15 protein-coding genes are annotated in these 15,239 nt (G+C 68.6%); 12 read left to right on the top strand and 3 right to left on the bottom strand.

Going from position 1 to position 15,239, the window contains the following annotated elements; translation table 11 throughout:
* The first annotated feature begins 293 nt into the window (after positions 1 to 293).
* Positions 294 to 725: a lipopolysaccharide transport periplasmic protein LptA gene (gene lptA, locus ACZ6Y1_RS34870; RefSeq protein ID WP_469639646.1), complete on the top strand. Its 432-nt coding sequence runs from the start codon at positions 294 to 296 to the stop codon at positions 723 to 725.
* 508 nt (positions 726 to 1,233) lie between these two features.
* Positions 1,234 to 1,899 carry a HalD/BesD family halogenase gene (locus ACZ6Y1_RS34865; protein WP_469639644.1) on the top strand — a complete coding sequence of 222 codons (666 nt, stop codon included), beginning with the start codon at positions 1,234 to 1,236 and terminating at the stop codon, positions 1,897 to 1,899.
* A gap of 210 nt (positions 1,900 to 2,109) precedes the next feature.
* On the opposite strand, the gene ACZ6Y1_RS34860 is transcribed toward ACZ6Y1_RS34865, so the two are convergent.
* Positions 2,110 to 2,904 carry a tyrosinase family protein gene (locus ACZ6Y1_RS34860; protein WP_469639642.1) on the bottom strand — a complete coding sequence of 265 codons (795 nt, stop codon included), beginning with the start codon at positions 2,902 to 2,904 and terminating at the stop codon, positions 2,110 to 2,112.
* 391 nt (positions 2,905 to 3,295) lie between these two features.
* Here ACZ6Y1_RS34860 and ACZ6Y1_RS34855 point away from each other — a divergent pair, with 391 nt between their 5' ends.
* The 4 genes from ACZ6Y1_RS34855 to ACZ6Y1_RS34840 all read left to right on the top strand — a co-directional run bounded on the left by ACZ6Y1_RS34855 (position 3,296) and on the right by ACZ6Y1_RS34840 (position 7,160).
* The gene (locus ACZ6Y1_RS34855) at positions 3,296 to 4,231 is read left to right on the top strand and encodes a translation factor GTPase family protein (protein WP_469639640.1); all 936 of its coding nucleotides are present in this window, start codon (positions 3,296 to 3,298) and stop codon (positions 4,229 to 4,231) included.
* Positions 4,232 to 4,706: 475 nt separating this feature from the next.
* Entirely contained in the window at positions 4,707 to 5,348 is a 642-nt protein-coding gene (locus ACZ6Y1_RS34850; protein WP_469639638.1) for a hypothetical protein, read from the top strand.
* A gap of 18 nt (positions 5,349 to 5,366) precedes the next feature.
* Positions 5,367 to 6,851 (top strand): hypothetical protein, encoded by a 1,485-nt coding sequence (locus ACZ6Y1_RS34845; RefSeq protein WP_469639636.1) that lies wholly within the window; start codon positions 5,367 to 5,369, stop codon positions 6,849 to 6,851.
* A gap of 87 nt (positions 6,852 to 6,938) precedes the next feature.
* Positions 6,939 to 7,160: a hypothetical protein gene (locus ACZ6Y1_RS34840; protein ID WP_469639634.1), complete on the top strand. Its 222-nt coding sequence runs from the start codon at positions 6,939 to 6,941 to the stop codon at positions 7,158 to 7,160.
* A gap of 347 nt (positions 7,161 to 7,507) precedes the next feature.
* Here ACZ6Y1_RS34840 and ACZ6Y1_RS34835 read toward each other — a convergent pair whose 3' ends face one another.
* Together ACZ6Y1_RS34835 and ACZ6Y1_RS34830 are read right to left on the bottom strand one after the other, a co-directional pair.
* Positions 7,508 to 8,497, bottom strand: a complete 990-nt coding sequence (locus ACZ6Y1_RS34835) for a hypothetical protein (protein WP_469639632.1) — start codon at positions 8,495 to 8,497, stop codon at positions 7,508 to 7,510.
* Positions 8,498 to 8,536: 39 nt separating this feature from the next.
* A complete protein-coding gene (locus ACZ6Y1_RS34830) occupies positions 8,537 to 8,752 on the bottom strand; it encodes a hypothetical protein (RefSeq protein WP_469639630.1) in 216 nt (71 codons plus the stop codon).
* Positions 8,753 to 9,476: 724 nt separating this feature from the next.
* Here ACZ6Y1_RS34830 and ACZ6Y1_RS34825 point away from each other — a divergent pair.
* From ACZ6Y1_RS34825 to ACZ6Y1_RS34800, 6 genes are all read left to right on the top strand, one after another.
* Complete coding sequence (locus tag ACZ6Y1_RS34825) at positions 9,477 to 10,538, top strand: polyprenyl synthetase family protein (protein WP_469639628.1); 1,062 nt, start codon at positions 9,477 to 9,479, stop codon at positions 10,536 to 10,538.
* Between the two features lie 207 nt (positions 10,539 to 10,745).
* Positions 10,746 to 11,783, top strand: coding sequence for a terpene synthase family protein (locus ACZ6Y1_RS34820; RefSeq protein WP_469639626.1), 1,038 nt, complete (start codon positions 10,746 to 10,748; stop codon positions 11,781 to 11,783).
* Positions 11,784 to 11,809: 26 nt separating this feature from the next.
* Complete coding sequence (locus ACZ6Y1_RS34815) at positions 11,810 to 12,571, top strand: glucose 1-dehydrogenase (protein WP_469639624.1); 762 nt, start codon at positions 11,810 to 11,812, stop codon at positions 12,569 to 12,571.
* A gap of 27 nt (positions 12,572 to 12,598) precedes the next feature.
* A complete protein-coding gene (locus ACZ6Y1_RS34810) occupies positions 12,599 to 13,975 on the top strand; it encodes a cytochrome P450 (protein ID WP_469639622.1) in 1,377 nt (458 codons plus the stop codon).
* 34 nt (positions 13,976 to 14,009) lie between these two features.
* On the top strand, positions 14,010 to 14,390 hold the full coding sequence (locus ACZ6Y1_RS34805; RefSeq protein WP_469639620.1) for a hypothetical protein: 381 nt from the start codon (positions 14,010 to 14,012) through the stop codon (positions 14,388 to 14,390).
* A 197-nt stretch (positions 14,391 to 14,587) separates the two neighbouring features.
* Positions 14,588 to 14,836, top strand: coding sequence for a hypothetical protein (locus ACZ6Y1_RS34800; RefSeq protein ID WP_469639618.1), 249 nt, complete (start codon positions 14,588 to 14,590; stop codon positions 14,834 to 14,836).
* Positions 14,837 to 15,239: the final 403 nt, after the last annotated feature.

Genomic DNA, 15,239 nt, shown 5'->3' with positions numbered 1-15,239 from the left:
GGCGAAGAGCGGATCTGAGGCAAATTCGAGATCCCCATCACCGCCTCTCAGGAGGCGTCGGTGGCGCTGTCGAAGACGACCAGCAGCCCTTCGTCGCCCCGCTCCTTCACGGTCAGGCCGGCCGCGCGGAGCGCTGCCGCCATGGCCAGCCAGAAGGCGTGCCGTAGCCCGGGCAGCTCGGCGGGTGCGGGGCGGCGGCCTAGGGTCTGACACGTCCGGGCCCGTGGCCAGCCGGCCACGGGCCCGGACGGGGTATCGTCCCGAAATGTGTGATCACCCCTCAGAGGAGCGACATGGAAACCGACCGTGATCAGCCGATTCGCATCCAGGCCGACAACGCGCACCTGGACGACAAACAAGGCGTGGCGACGTACACCGGGGACGTCATCATCACCCAGGGGAGCTTCATGCTGAAGGGCAACACGGTGACTGTGACCCGGGCCTCCGACGGCGACATCGACGTCATCACCAGCACGGGAAGCCTCGCCTACTGGGAGTTCCAGGTCAACGCGCAGCGTCTGGAGAAGGCCAAGGGCTGGGGCGTGACCATCCAGTACCACGCCCAGAAGGACATGATCACCCTGACCGACCGGGCGAAGGTCGAGTGGTGCGACAGCACCACCGAAGGCGACAAGGTCGTGGTGAACTTGAAGACCATGGTCGCCACTGCTGGTGCTGCCCCGGACCGCAAGCGGATCGACATGGTGATCACACCGCCGCGATAGGCGGCTGTGGAACACCCGGTGGCGCCCGGTGCGGTGCGGCCCCTCCTACGCCGTAAGCCGCGTGTGGTTGCCCGTGAGGCCGCATAGGTTCTCCTGGCGCGAGGCTTCTTGTTCCTGCTGTTCACGGCAGGTGTGTGATTCGCGGTGAAACCTGGGTGCGGTGGAACTGGCGTCATCGAGATGGGTTCCGGCCCGCCCCGGACGGGATCCGGTTGCTGGGCCGCTACGCCACCGTCGGCCATCCCCCGCCCTGATCCGCCGCGCCGACGGCACCGTCGAAGAACTCACCGCCACAGGCAGCCTCCTCGCCGTGTCGGGTAACGCCGGGCATGAGGTCGGCCGGGCGGGCGCCGGCGTTCAGGAGCTGGGCTAGGTGGGTGTGGTGGCGTTGCGAGTCGACGGTCCACCCGAGTGTGCCGAACTTCCCGTTGCGTTGTCTCGGGGTCCGTCTGGTCCAATCGGGTCCTTGCACGGAGGCGGGGACGGCGGATGGGGGTAGGGCTGTGATGTGCTGTCCTTGCCTGAATACACAGCTGACCTGCGCGAGCGTTTTTGTTCTGGCGGATATCTGCCGCTGCCGGGGTTGCTGCCAGCGGCCGGCCTGGCTCGGCTGCGGGCGGAGGTGACGCGGCTGGAGAAGCTCGCGACCCGCCGGGATCTGACCATGGCCTGCATGGGCGATTCACCACGTCACATGACCGTCCTGGGCGGACACGTCATCGCCCGGGAATCCCAGCTGATCACAGACCTGTACCAGGACCCGCGGCTGATCACGCTGCTTGCACGGATCGCCGGAATCGACGCCGTACCGGTACGCGATCCGCTGGAACGGTACGTCGTGAACATCCTCCACCGCCCCGGTGACACCCACGGCGCCCACACCGACGACTACCCCCTGGCCCTCGTCCTCTTCGCCGACGCCCCGGCCGAGACCGCCGACGGCGGCCTGCTCGAGTACGCCCCCCACGCCCCGACCCTCGATGCCTTGGACACCCCCGCGGTCCGGACCGCCCGCCACGGCCCCGGCGACGCCTACCTCCTGCGCAGCGACACCACCGCGCACCGCGTCACCCCGCTGCGTCGGCCCGGAATCCGCCGCAGCGTGGTAAACCTCGCCTACACCACCGCGGGCCATCAGCGGGCGGTCACCCAGTCCGCGGCCCTGCTCTATTGAACGGCGGTCAACGAAGCCGACGGACGGCGCTGGCTGTAGTGCTCCTGGCTGGCCGGGGGAGACGTACACCGCTTCGGCAAGAGTCTGCCGGGGCAGGTGGGGCAGGCATTCAGAGTCGCTGGATACGTGGGCTGAGAGCGCCTTGATGGCCAGGCGAATCACCCGCAGCCAGTCATGTCGCGGCACGCCAGCCGGCCTCGGGGCGGCCCGCTAGTTGAGTGTCCAGCGGTCGTAGGTGTAGCCGAGGGCCCGAGTGTCGAAGGTGGTGGAGACCGGGACTGCGTACTGGGCGAGGAGTGTGGTGTCCGGGTCGGTGGGATAGTCGCCGGCGCGGTCGGGGTGCCGCTGCTGCCACTCGGCCCATACGAGGTCTAGGAAGCACGCTGTTACCCAGTAGATGGGGTCGTTGGGAGCATAGGGGTACGACATGTCACCGAGCTGGCCCCCGATGCCGACGTGCACCCTGGCGTGCAGGGTGGATTCGATGCGCTCGCGGAAAGCGTCGTACGGCTGCTTCTGATTGAGGTAGGTCTCAAGGATCTCGGGAGAGGTCCACGAGGGAATGGTTTTTCCCTGCGCGAAATCGCGGATCACCTCACCCGCCCTGAGGACGGAGCGCCAGTGGGCAAAGGGACCGTTGAACAGGCTGCCGCCCTTGCCGTCTTCACCGCCGTTGCCGCCGAAGTAGGTGACGGAGTCGGCGTCGAAGACGTAGGAGCGCTCGGGTGCCTGCGAGTCGCGGGTGCAGTCCCAGTACGGAAGGGCGACCGTGGGATCGATCTTCTGGAGGGCCTTCTCGAACTGGGCAAGGTAGTAACGGTGCCAGGGAAAGAAGCCGGGACTTCCGTGGGCGCCGCTCCCGACGTTGTTGTGGGCGTGCACGAAGTGGGCGTACCGGTTGGGGGTGCCGGACTCGAGCGCGCGCACGGCGGTGACGAAGTTCTGCCACTGCTGTTCGGTCAGCTCCCGCAGATCAGGCCGCCTCACTACCTCGCGACTGTCCATGCCACCGCCCTTCTGAGGCCGCCGGTCCTTCCGGCAGCCCACGGCTCAACGACCCTGCTCGCACAGGGATACGGGGGGTGCCGTGCGGCGGGCGGCTGTCCGGTAGCCTTCCCGTCCCGCGGCTGCGTAGATGCGGCTGCACACGTCACCTCCCGTTTGCGTCTCGCCGAGCCGGCCGAGACCACCAAGGGAAGGCCGGGCACGATCAGCTGATGTCCGATCACGGGGAGTCGAGACCCGTGCAGGTGCAGTTGCGGTGGCGGTCGGCAGAGAGCCGGGGACGCGATCACACGTCCAGGTGAGTTCCTCTTCGGCTTCCTCGTGGCGTGCCCTGCCCTCTGGTCGTGATCGTTGAGCTGTGCTTGCAGTCCCACGACCACAACGAGAGGTGATGGAAATGCAGGAATCCAGGGAAGCCGAGCTCGGCCCGTCTGGACGTGCCGCGGGCTCGGAGCCCGTAGTCCAGGTCGCCGTTGAACCCAAGACGCCGGGCCACCACAAGAAGCTGCAGGCGGCCATCCAGCGCCTGGCGGAAGTACAGCCCATTCATGCCCAGGAGGATGAAGAGAGTGATCAGATCGTCATCGTCGGCCCGAGCGAGCTGGACGTAGAAATCTGTGTCGACCGGCTTAAGCGGGAGTTCGGGGTCGAGGTCAACGTGGGCAGCAGCCAGGTCGTCTTCCGCCAGACCATCCGCCAGAAGATTGAGAACATCGAGTACACCTTCCAGCCGAGCGGGGGTGGAAGCGAGCAGTTCGCTCGCGTGGAGATCTCCGTTGAGCCGACTGAGGACAACGCCACCTCGTACGAGTTTGTGAACCGGGTGCCTGATGGCCGCATCCCGGACGCCCACATCGCCTCCGTCGATGCCGGCTGCCGGCAGACCATGCAGTCCAGCCTCGGCGACAGCGGCTTCTGGTGGACCGGTCTCCGCGTCATCCTGCTCGACGGTTCGTACCGTCAAGGTGAGTCCTCCAAGCCCGCCTACGACATCGCTGGAGCGCGGGCCCTCAGGCAAGCCGTCAAGAAGGCATCGCCCATGTTCCTGGAACCGATCATGTCCGTCGAGATCACCACGCCCAAGGAGCACGCGGACGCCGTCACCAGCGACCTCACTCGCCGCCGCGGCCATCTCCAAGCCACACAAGACCAGACCGACACCAAAATCATCAAGGCCACCGTGCCTTTGCAGGAGATGTTCGGCTACACCAATGACCTCCGTTCCGTCGCATCGGAGCGCGCACTCCATTGGATGCAGTTCGACTCCTACGCCGAGGTCCCGCAGAGCACCGCACAGCAGCTCATCGAGAGGGGACGCTTCCGCTAGTCCGGGTAGGGCTGCCGCGATGTGACCCCTGCGTCCGGCTCTGCATCGTGGCCCGTGCCTGCAGGACGTCAAGTGGCGTTGCGCGGGACAGCCCGGAGCCCCTTTCGAAACCTTCGGCGCCCCGCCCGGGGTGGGTGGGCGTGTCCTTTGTGGCGGTGGCTGTGCGGGCCGTGCGGGTTTCACCCCGAGCCCGGCCGGCCGGCGCCATCCTCCTGGTCGCTCGTGCTTCTGGACTGCCGGGGAGGTTTTGGGCCGGGTGGGTGAGCTGGGATCCGGTCGACTTGTTTCGGTGCGGCCGCTGCTGAGCGAGGCCGGGGGTGCGGAAGCCGCTTGTGGGTGGGCGCTTTTGCGCCAGCGCCAAGCGGGGGTCGCCCGTATTGCCGGGGTTGTGAGTGTTGTCTGGTTGATCATGGTGTGTGGGCCGCCGGCCATACGCCGGTGCGGCTCTCGTCTCAGCGGAGGAGTACCGCCTGCCATGTCGCGGACCAGTATCGATCTGCCGATGAGTTTCGATGTCCCCGAGGCGTTCACGGACATCGATTTCTCCGTCTCGGCGGAGACCAACACCAACCGGCTGATCGAGCGGCTCAACACGGTCGATCCCAAGCCGTCACAGGAGGAGCTCGCCCACGCGGTCCTGGCGCAGCAGTCGATGTACGAGCTCTTGTCGGCGGCCGGCGCGGTCTACGCGGGCACGCTGCTGTACGGCCCGAGCAAGGAGAAGCCGCAGGAGAAGCTGTCCTCGGCGATCCTGACCGTGACCGCGCGCCCGAGCGAGCTGTCGAACGAGCACACCGTGCACCGTCTGGCACGCACCATGGGCGCGGTCTACCCGGACGCCGAGGTCGGAGTGGTGCGCCTGGCCGCCGGTCCCGCCGTGCTGCTGACCGAGGAGCGCAAGGTGGAGAAGCCGGTGAACCTGCTCACCGACGGCGGAGGCCCGACCGTGGTGCGCCAGCTGCACACGTTCGTGCCGATCCCGGGCCGGCTGGCGATGGCCGACTTTGCCATCGCCACCGAGAACCTTGCCGAGTGGGACTCCTGCGTCCAGATCCTCGCCGAGGTGTGCCGCACCATCACCTTCGACACCGCCGACACCGCCGACACCACGGCCTGAGCAGGAGACAGGACACTCATGCACATCGAGTACAACATCAGCCTGCCCCTGGACAGGCTGGGCTTCGATCCGGGCGGCGACAAGATCGTCGCCAATGTCCAGAGCGAACTGAACATGTACACCAAGAACGCCGGGGCGGCGATGAAGGTCTGGGGCTGGGATCCCCAGGCCCTGGGTCCCGAGGAGCAGTACCGCATCGACCAGCTCCTGCGGCTGTACGTCTTCCAGCGCGACCAGGTCCTCAACGCTCTCCAGCGCCTCGAAGGGGAGGTCTGGCACTACACCTTTACCGACGAGCGGAACCAGCAGGCACTGGACGACTTCAAGGAGTTCCTGACCGGTGAGGTGAAGCGGGTCCGCGCGGAGGCGCAGCCCGAGAAGGTGCTTGAGAGGTTCGCCCACCTCACCGGTGAGGAGGAGCAGCGGGCCATGGCTGATCGCAAGCAGTGGATGGAGGAGCAGGAGTCGTTCGGGAGAAGCACCGGCTTTCCCGCCGTGGCCGGTGTGATCGCCTTCCAGCATCCCGCGGTCGCGCGCTACCTGGGTGAGATTCCCTCCCTGGCCATGGGCGGCTACTCGGGCCGCGGGATCTACTTCCGACTCAAGGACAACGGCTACCCCCGGGAATGGATCAAGGATCCTGTTCTGTACGACTTGGTGGACATGGCGCTGGCCCTGCAGGCCGAGCTGCAGCTGCAGTGCCTGCTCACGGACCGCGAGTTCACCCGGGTCGTGGTTACGCGTGGCCAGGAGTTCGAGTACCTGAAGGCGGAAGCGGCCCGTAAGGCAGCCGCGGAAGGCTATGGAGGGTTTTGGGGGCTTTTCGGTGACATCCTGGGAATCGTGTCCGCCGTCGCCGGCGTGCTCGCGCTCATCCCGGTCCTGACCCCGATCGCCGGACCGGTCGCCGCCGTCACCGCCATCGCCTCACTGGGCGCCCACACCGTGGACGCGGCGATCAAGGGCGACTGGGACGAAGCGACCTTCGTCGGCCTCGGTGCCGATGCCCTGGCCGCTCTTCCCGGGGTGGGGGCGGTCGCCAAGGGGATGAAGGCCGGGCGGGCCGCAGTGAAGACGATCGGCACCGGCGCAAGGGCCGCCCAGAAGGCGAGTGTGATCGCCAAGGCCGCCGGGCGCGAGTTCCTCGCCGTCACCGGCGGCGTCGGCAGGGGCTCCGCGGCGGTCGCCGAGGCCGCGGAGGCCACGAAGGTCTTCGACTACATCGGCACCAAGGGCGCCAAACTCCTCAAGGCATCCGAGTCCAGCGGAAAGATCGCGGGCAAGGTCCTCCAGGGCTCGGTCAACCTTTCCACCCAGGTCCCCCTGGTGGTGGAAATGGCCAGCGGCACCGACATGTCGGACCCCAAGAACGCCGCTTCCGGGGCCGCCCTGACCGCCAACTACGGCCAGAGCATCGGCAGCTGGGGCCCGGTGGGAACAGCCGCCAAGAAGACCGGCACTGTCTCCCTGGCCCTCTTCGCGAAAGTCATCGGCCGCCGCTGACAACTCCCCTCGCACCTGTATCCCCGCATGACTGCGGCCGCCCCCACCGGCTACAGCCCCCCACCACCCTCACAAGGGAATCCCGCCATGGTCTCCGGCGACCGGCCCCCCGCCCGCACCCCGCTGATCCAGGCCGCCCTCACTGCGACAGGCGCGGCCTTCTTCCTCGCCGCCGTCTTCGTCCCCGCCCGCTGGGCCTACATCCCCGGTGCCGTCTTCCTCGTCGCTTCGGTCCTCGCCGGCACGCGATCCAGGCAACGCCCCGCATCAGGCCGCCGGCGCGAGAGAAAGCCACCCGAGGCCCAGTAGAGCGACCAGCACGGACACCGCGACCACCCCTCCCTGCCGGGTCCGCCGCGGGCAACAGCATCCAGCCCGACGACGAGCCCGGCATGGCTGACAGGCCCTTCCCGGAAGGACCTGTCAGCCGCATCGGCGCTCTTGTCGCCGGCCCACACCGAACCGAGCACTCAGCCGCACGGCGCCGGCACGACCGCGTGCTCCGTCCCACTCACCACCCGCAACGCGTGCAGCAGCGTCCTGGCCACCGGGGCCCTGCCCCGCCGACTCCGGACCCTCTCCGAGACCACCGGGTTCCCTTCGGGAGGAGCGCCGCAAGCGGCAGCGCGTCAGAGGCCGGACAGCCCCGAATCCGGTCAGGCGCCGACGGTGAAGGTGATGATGTGGTCCTTCAGCTTGACCCAGTCCCCTCCTCGGTCGGCCCAGGTGCCGCCCTTCTTGGCCGCATCGGTGAAGGACAGCGTGTAGGGGCCGGGTGCCAGGGCGCTGAGGTCGAATTCCCGGGAGAAGACGAGCCGGTAGGGGCCTTTGCTGCCCTTCATGGTGATCTCCTCGCTGCAGATGGGCGCACCGTCGGGGCCTTTCAGTGTCAGCGTCCCGGTGATCTGGGGAACGTACCGCTCGACCAGGGTGAGGTTTTCCGCGTGCCACGCCGAGTCCCAGTAGTAGGGCTTGGCCCAGTAGGAGACGGCGGCCTTCTGGTAGCCGTCGCCGTCCCAGCCGAGCTCCAGCTCCATGTGGGAGTCGACGCTGGCGATCTTCTGGGGCCCGCCGCCGCGGTCGTCGTGGTTTCCGGAAGACGGGCTGCGCACGGACCGGTAGACATCGTCGTCGGCCTTCTCCGACGTGACGATCCAGTCGATGCTCCCGCCCGCGCCCGTGTCCCACTTGTGCACGAACAGGTGATCCCCCAGGCGCATGCGCCGGGCCGTGCCCTTGGGATGGGTGCGTCCGCCGCTGTCGCGGGCCTGGGCGAACCGGGTAGCGGTAGCCCGCGCCGGGATGTTCTCCCTCAGCTCGGTCATCACCTCGTGCATCGCGCCGGACGAGACGGGAACGTCCGTGGTGATCCTCAGCTGCTCAACCCGGCCGTAGTCGACGGTGAACTCCCACCGCATCGGCGCGGGGTGAAACCCGTTGGAGGCGAATCCGTCAAGGGTGAGTCCTTCGTTCTTCTCTTCGACGGCGACGAAGGCCGTGCACTGGGACTGCAGGTCCCGCAGATCGCCGGCATTGGAGGTGAAGTGGGGGGCGGCGATCTCGCGGAGACCGTCCCTGTCCTGATCGTTGAACGCCTGCACGAAGTCGCGAACGGTCTCGTGCGCCAGATCCTCAGTCTTGATCACGAAACCAGCTTTCCAGCCCCCGCCTGGCACAGCCGTTCGTCACACGCCGTGGCGAATCGATCCCTCACGCCCGCTCATCCCGCCGCCGCCCCAGTACCGTCCCGTCACCCCCGCTTCTCGGGCCTGAAAGAAGCGACCGATACGAACCCATGAAGGCCGGCACAGGAGTGTTGCGGCCGAGACGGTCGGCCGGCTCGTCTGGGAGGCGGGGGCGGCGCGTACGGCATCGACATCGAGCACCACCATGTCGATCACCCCGTCCTGACCTCCTCCACCCCCGCCTGCCCCCCCGGCGCACCAAGAAGGGGCGGCCGGCGGCCCCTTTCGCCTGCCCGTCCCCTGCACCGACGCCGCCTTCGCCTTCGGGTGCAGCGCGGCGAGCGGCGAATGTCGGCCCTTTTCGGCCCGGCGGAGTTCCCCCAGTCGATCTCGGGGTGCGCGCCAGGGAGGGTGTGACGTCGGCGGTGCGGTAGAGCGGGGCCTGAACCGCTCCGGCCCACGAGGTGCCGTACTGCACCTTGATCCACTCGGTGGCTCGGATCCACGTGAGCTGACCATCCAGTCGAACTCCACCCTCCTCACCCGCGGACGGTCGGCGGCCTGGTCGGGGCCGAGTGGGATATCCGCGGCGACGAGCTCGGCCGGTGTAGTCGGCGCTGCTCCGGCATAGCCGGCGTGGACCACAGGGGTGCGCGCCTCCCGGCAGAAGGGAAGGCTGATGCGCCCGACTGGGCATGGGCGTCCACTGGCCTGCCATGCCCGGGCCTGTGAGCACTGGCCGTCCGGATTTCGCGGGGCGCGCGGCATGGAGGTGTGAGCGCCCTGATGCGCGCTCTGATGCGCCGCGCGTGCGCTGTCGGTGCTTCCGTTGCGCCCCGTGCCGGGTGGGTCGAGGGGTGCGGGGAGGGGGAGCAGTTGGGCGAGATTCCCCTACCCCCCGGTGAGGTGCGTGGTGCCGAGAACCGCCGTGGAGCCCGTCTTGGACGATCTCGACCTGAGAGCGGTGCGCGAGAGCGTTGACCGCACCCTGGAGGAGTTTTGCGGGGCGCGGCTTCGCCAGGCGCGTGCGCGGCCGGACGGGATGGAGCTGGAACGGGCGGTTGCCGGTTTCGTGGCGGGGGGCGGCAAGCGCCTGCGCCCGGTGCTGTGCGTGTTGGGCTGGTACGCGGCCGGCGGTCAGAGCCCGCCGCCGCGGGCGGTGTGGCGGGTGGCGGCCGCGCTGGAGCTGTTCCACGCCTTCGCCCTGATCCATGACGACGTCATGGACGACAGCGACCGCCGCCGCGGCCATCCGACAATCCACCGCGCCTTCACCGCCCACCATGGAGGAAACGATTCTCCTGCCGCCGAACGGGCAGGCATGGGAGCCGCGATCCTGGCCGGCGACCTGGCCCTGACCTGGTCTGACGACCTGCTGCGCACAGCCGGGCTGCCGCCGGAACGTCTCGTCGAGGCGTGGGAGCTGATGTCGGCGATGAGGCACGAGATCGTCCGCGGCCAGTTCCTCGACGTCACCACTCCAGGACCTCGCGCGAGCGTCGAGGCGGCGCTGGAGATCGCCCGCTACAAGACGGCGAAGTACACCTTCGAACGCCCCCTGCACCTAGGTGCCGTTCTGGCCGGCGCACCACAAAAGCTGCGCAAGGCCCTCAGCGACTACGCCCTGCCGGCCGGTGAATCGTTCCAGCTACGCGATGACCTGCTCGGCGTCTTCGGCGATCCGGCCACCACTGGCAAGCCGGTTCTGGACGATCTGCGCGAGGGCCGGCCTACGGTGCTGCTGGCCCTGGCCTTCGAACATGCCGACAGTACGCAGCGGGCCCTGCTGGAGCAGCACATCGGCCGACCGAGCCTCGAGGACGACGAGGCCGACCGTGTGCGGGGCGTCCTGGCTGCAACAGGTGCTCCTGGCCGGGTGGAGGCCATGATCCGTGAGAGGCATGACCTGGCAGTCAAGGCGCTGGAGGCTGCCGTCATCCCGCCACCGGTCCGCACGGCCCTGCGCGCGCTGACCGAGACCGCCATGCGGCGCGCCTGGTGACCGCGCCCCGTGCCTGCGTGGCGCGCCCGGTGCACAGCACGGCGCCGACCCCGCCGCGCTCGGCGTGTGCCCGTCCGTTTCGCGACACCCATCCCAGACCCGACCAGGCCCTTGGCGTACCGCCGGCACCTGCCCATCGGCGGTGGCGGCGTACGAAGGCCCTCGCCCTTCCGGCAGGGCAGAGCAAAGCCCAGTGAGGAGTGCGTCATGCCCTTCGTCCCCGACTTCACCACCCCTTTCCGATACCGCTTGAACCCGCGTCTGGCGGAGGTCGTCCCGCGGGCGAGACAGTGGATGCGCACCTTCGACCTGGTCGACGACGCGCACATGGTCGGCTACGAGATGGCGAGAATCCCCGAGTTGATGGCCGCCGCCTACCCCGCCGCGAGTGCGGAGGACCTGCTGCTGTCCTGCGACGCGATGGGCGTCATGTTCGCGATCGAGGACGAGGACAGCGGGAGCAACCCCCGGCACACGGTGGCGGGGATCGCCGCCCGCTGCGAGGCGATGATCAAGGTCATGGACGACGCGCGACCCGAGACAAAGGACCCGGTTGTCGCCGCCTTCCGCGACGTCTGGAGCCGGCTCACGACCGGGATGTCGGATGCCTGGATTGCACGGCACCGGGGCAACTGGACGGCATTCCTGGACAATCATCACACCTGGGAGCCGGTCGTCGTCGCCCAGCACGGTATGCCGACCCTTCCGGACTACCTCCAGGCTCGCGCGATCTCGAGCGGGATGTACGTGCTCTACGACTGGTCGGAGCGCTTCAGCACGGACCGGGCCGAACTGCCTCAACCCGCCCTGGACGACCCGCGTCTGGCCGCCCTGCACCTGGCGGTCATCCACACGATCATCGCGATCAACGACCCCCACTCCTACGAGCGCGAACTCAGCCGCAACGACCCCGTCCCCAACCTGCTGAAGGTCCTCGCCCAGCACGAGAACCTCACCGTCGAGGAGTCGGTCGAACGCGCCAGGAAGATGCTCGCCGACGCCATTGAGGAATACCTCGACGTCGAATTCGACTACCTCGCCCACTGGCGCCGCCAAGACCTGCCCGCCCGGCAGATGGGCGCGATCGAACAGCGTCTACGCGACCTGCGGAACTGGACGGCGTCCAACTGCCGCTGGCACTACCTCACACCCCGCTACGCGCACGTGCCCCGCGACCCCGACCGCGACCGGCCAGACCTGCCCACCGCACGGCCCGAGCCGACCCCGGCGGACCGATCACAGTGAACCCCAGGAAAGGACAGCGTGCACCCATGCCCCTGCTCACCGGGAAAGTCGCTCTGATCACCGGGGCAGCATCGGGAATCGGCGCCGCCACCGCCGCGGTCTTCGCCGCCCACGGAGCCGCGGTGTCCCTCGCCGACATCAACACCGAGGACGGCAACCGCGTCGCCGCCGCCGTGACAGCCAAGGGCGGCCACGCACTCTTCACGCGGGCGGACGTGCGCTCCGCCGAAGACGTCGCAGCCCTTCTCCAGGCCACCATCGAACGCTTCGGCCGGCTGGACTGCGCCGTCAACAACGCCGGCATCGACGGCCAACCCGCCCCCGTGCACCAGTCCACCCAGGAAAACTGGCACGAGGTCGTGGACACGAACCTCACCGGGGTCTGGCTGTGCATGCGCAGCGAGATCGCACAGATGCTCGTCCACGGCGCAGGTTCCATCGTCAACACCGCCTCCGTGGGCGGCCTCGTCGGCACCCCGGCAGGCATGTCGGCCTACACCGCCGCCAAGCACGGGGTGATCGGCCTGACCCGCTCCGCCGCCCTGGAGTACGCCCGGCAGGGCATCCGCGTCAACGCCCTGTGCCCAGGCGTGGTCCGCACCCCGATGGTGGAAGCCGCTGTCCGCCAGGGCCTCCTCTCCGAGGAGCAGCTCCTGGCTCACCAGCCGATCGGCCGGTTCGCCGAGCCCGAGGAGATCGCCGAGGCAGCCGCGTGGCTGTGCTCGGACGCGTCTTCCGTCGTCACCGGACACGCCCTGGCCGTCGACGGCGGCTGGACAGCTCAATAACCCACCCCACACCCCTCGGGAGCCGCCATGACCACCAGCGAAGAGACCGGCACACCGGCGATGACCGTGGGATCGGCGCCAGGCCGGCTGCCGCTGCTGGGGCACCTGCTGCCGTTGGCACGCCACCCCCTGGAGTTCCTGCGGTCCCTGCCCGCACACGGTGACCTCGTCTCGATCGGGTTCGGCCCCCGCACCGCGCACGTGGTGTGCCACCCCGCCTTGGCCGACACCGTGCTGCGCAACGCGCGCGTCTTCGACAAGGGCGGCCCCTTCTGGGAGCAGGCCCGCCTCGCGGCAGGCGACGGCGTGGGCACCTGTACCCACGCACCCCACCGCCGGCAGCGCCGCCTGGTGCAACCTGCCTTCCACCCCCACAAGCTGCCTGACTACGCCGCCGTCATGGCCGAGGAAACCGCCGCGGCGATCCGGCCTTGGCACGACGGGCAGATGCTCGATGTCCTCGAGGCGCTGGACGCGGTCACCGCCCGAGTCACCGCACGATGCCTGTTCGCCGCCGACCTCGGACCCGAGGAGACCGCCGCCACCGGACGAAGCCTCGCCGCCGTCCTCGAGGGAATGTTCTGGGGCATGCTCACCCCGCCCGGCCTCAAATGGGTTCCCACCCCGAGCAGCCGCCGCTTCCGCCACGCCGTCCAACAGCTCGACCAGCTGGTCTACCGGCTTATCGCCACCCAACGCCGCGGCCAACCCGACCGTGGCGGCATGCTGGCAGCCTTGATCGCCTCCCGCGACGAGAACGGCGACACCCTCGACGACCGGGAGATCCGCGACCAGCTCCTCAACTTCATCATCGCGGGAACCGAGACCAGCGCCGCCCTGGTCGCCTGGGCCCTCTACCTCCTCACCGGCCACCCCCAGGCACGGCAGCGGCTGCACACCGAGGTCGACACCGTGCTCGCCGGACGAACCGCGACCCACGACGACCTGCCCCATCTGCCCTACACCCACCAGGTCCTCACCGAGACGCTGCGCCTGTTCCCACCTGCGTGGATGGTCACCCGCACCGTCACCGAAGACACCCAGCTGGCCGGCCATCCCCTGCCGGCAGGCACGACCCTGCTGTACAGCCCCTACCTGATCCACCACCGCGCCGACCTCTACTGCGACCCCGAACGCTTCGATCCCGACCGGTGGGAACCCGAGCAAGCCGCTACCCTGCCTCGCGGAGCCTTCACCCCGTTCGGCGCCGGGGCCCGCAAATGCATGGGAGACACGTTCGGCATGCAGGAGGCCACCCTCACCCTCGCCACGATCACGGCCCGCTGGCAACTCGACCTCCCGCCAGGGAGCACGACCCGGCCCCAGGCCCGCGCAACCCTGCGACCGCACCCGCTGCACATGCAGCTCCACGAGCGCCACCCCGACAACGAAGGGACGCCCTGAGGCCGAGGCAGCTGAACCTGTGCCAACGTGCAGGGTGTCGCCAACGTCAAGACGAAGGCCCCGGGGGTCACGGCGCCCCGGGGCCTTCACTTCGCTGACCTCCCCGCTCAACGACGGGCTGGGTCTGCGCAATTCCCGCCTCCACGAACTCTTCGACGGCCCATGTGCAACGGTCGTCCGCACGGCGCTGGAGCGGGAACAGGCCCGGCCAGGACAGCGCTCGCCCACCTACAACCCGATGGACGGCCTCGGGCTGGACACCGTCCTGCTGGTCGAGGACCACGCCCTGTGTGAGGACGGCGAGGACCGCGGCGAGCTGATGCTCTCCTTCTCGCCCTCGCTCAACCCGCACCTCCTGGCCGCCTTCGCCCCGCCGGTGGCGGAAGACATCCGCGCCATCCTCCGGGCTGCCTGAGGTGGACGAGGACGAAGACGAGTCAGCCGCCGATTGAACATGGACAAGCGACTCGACCTCGGCCTGCCGGTCACCGTACTCCGCCCACGTCCGTCGGCGGCCAGCTATGAAACAGCTTCTTGACCCGTTCGCCCCTGTCGCGGGGAGAAGTCATACCCCGTGCGACGGCTGAGCTCGTCCAGCACGAGCATGGCCCAGTGATTACGGTCATATTGGCAGGAATGTACGCAACGGCGGGAGGCATCCCCTCTGCCGTCGGCGTCGTTGATCCTGACGTCGTCCCCGTCGACCGCAAACCGCCTAACCTCATGGGTCGCTCGGCGAAGCGAACGAAACATGTCGCCCGTTCCGGTGTCGGCGACACCGAGGTGAGCGAGTTCCGCAAGCCTCAGACGCAGTTCGTCAGAGTGACGCGCGGCGTCTCCATCGAACCGATCAAGGTCTAGGCGGCGCTCCATCGCCGCTTGGTGTGCCCTGCGTAGGGGATCCAGCCACTGGTCAGCGACTACTCGCGCGGCAACGTATCGACCGATGTCCACAGTGATTCGGTCTTCAGTCCGTATTTCGTGTTCGCTGCGCGCTCGCCGCCGCTCCAACTGAAGCGGGCCGAAATAGGCCACCACCGCTCCTAGCACGGTACCAGCGAAACCGCAGATCACGCCGAGCAACGCCGTATCCATCCCTGCCCACCCCCGCTTCACCATGGCCATCAACCAGCAGAACAGACAGCCAGTCGGGACTGTGCCCCGGAGACTGTCGGTGACGGGTGAAAAGTGGACCGTTGGCGGCGGATGAATGTTGACCCCCATCGAGGGTCTGGCTCGTTGAGTCAGGCCGGGAGGATGGGTG

This window comes from Streptomyces sp. NPDC053432 (assembly GCF_055585365.1).
Note: the sequence above shows the minus strand (reverse complement) of the source record. Positions and strands in the feature narration are given on the sequence as shown.

Coding starts and splice junctions, on each gene's coding strand:
- ACZ6Y1_RS34850 (WP_469639638.1), top strand. CDS start 4,707: ATGTCGCGGACCAGTATCGATCTGCCGATGAGTTTCGATGTCCCCGAG.
- lptA (WP_469639646.1), top strand. CDS start 294: ATGGAAACCGACCGTGATCAGCCGATTCGCATCCAGGCCGACAACGCG.
- ACZ6Y1_RS34840 (WP_469639634.1), top strand. CDS start 6,939: ATGGTCTCCGGCGACCGGCCCCCCGCCCGCACCCCGCTGATCCAGGCC.
- ACZ6Y1_RS34860 (WP_469639642.1), bottom strand. CDS start 2,904: ATGGACAGTCGCGAGGTAGTGAGGCGGCCTGATCTGCGGGAGCTGACC.
- ACZ6Y1_RS34855 (WP_469639640.1), top strand. CDS start 3,296: ATGGAAATGCAGGAATCCAGGGAAGCCGAGCTCGGCCCGTCTGGACGT.
- ACZ6Y1_RS34810 (WP_469639622.1), top strand. CDS start 12,599: ATGACCACCAGCGAAGAGACCGGCACACCGGCGATGACCGTGGGATCG.
- ACZ6Y1_RS34845 (WP_469639636.1), top strand. CDS start 5,367: ATGCACATCGAGTACAACATCAGCCTGCCCCTGGACAGGCTGGGCTTC.
- ACZ6Y1_RS34815 (WP_469639624.1), top strand. CDS start 11,810: ATGCCCCTGCTCACCGGGAAAGTCGCTCTGATCACCGGGGCAGCATCG.
- ACZ6Y1_RS34820 (WP_469639626.1), top strand. CDS start 10,746: ATGCCCTTCGTCCCCGACTTCACCACCCCTTTCCGATACCGCTTGAAC.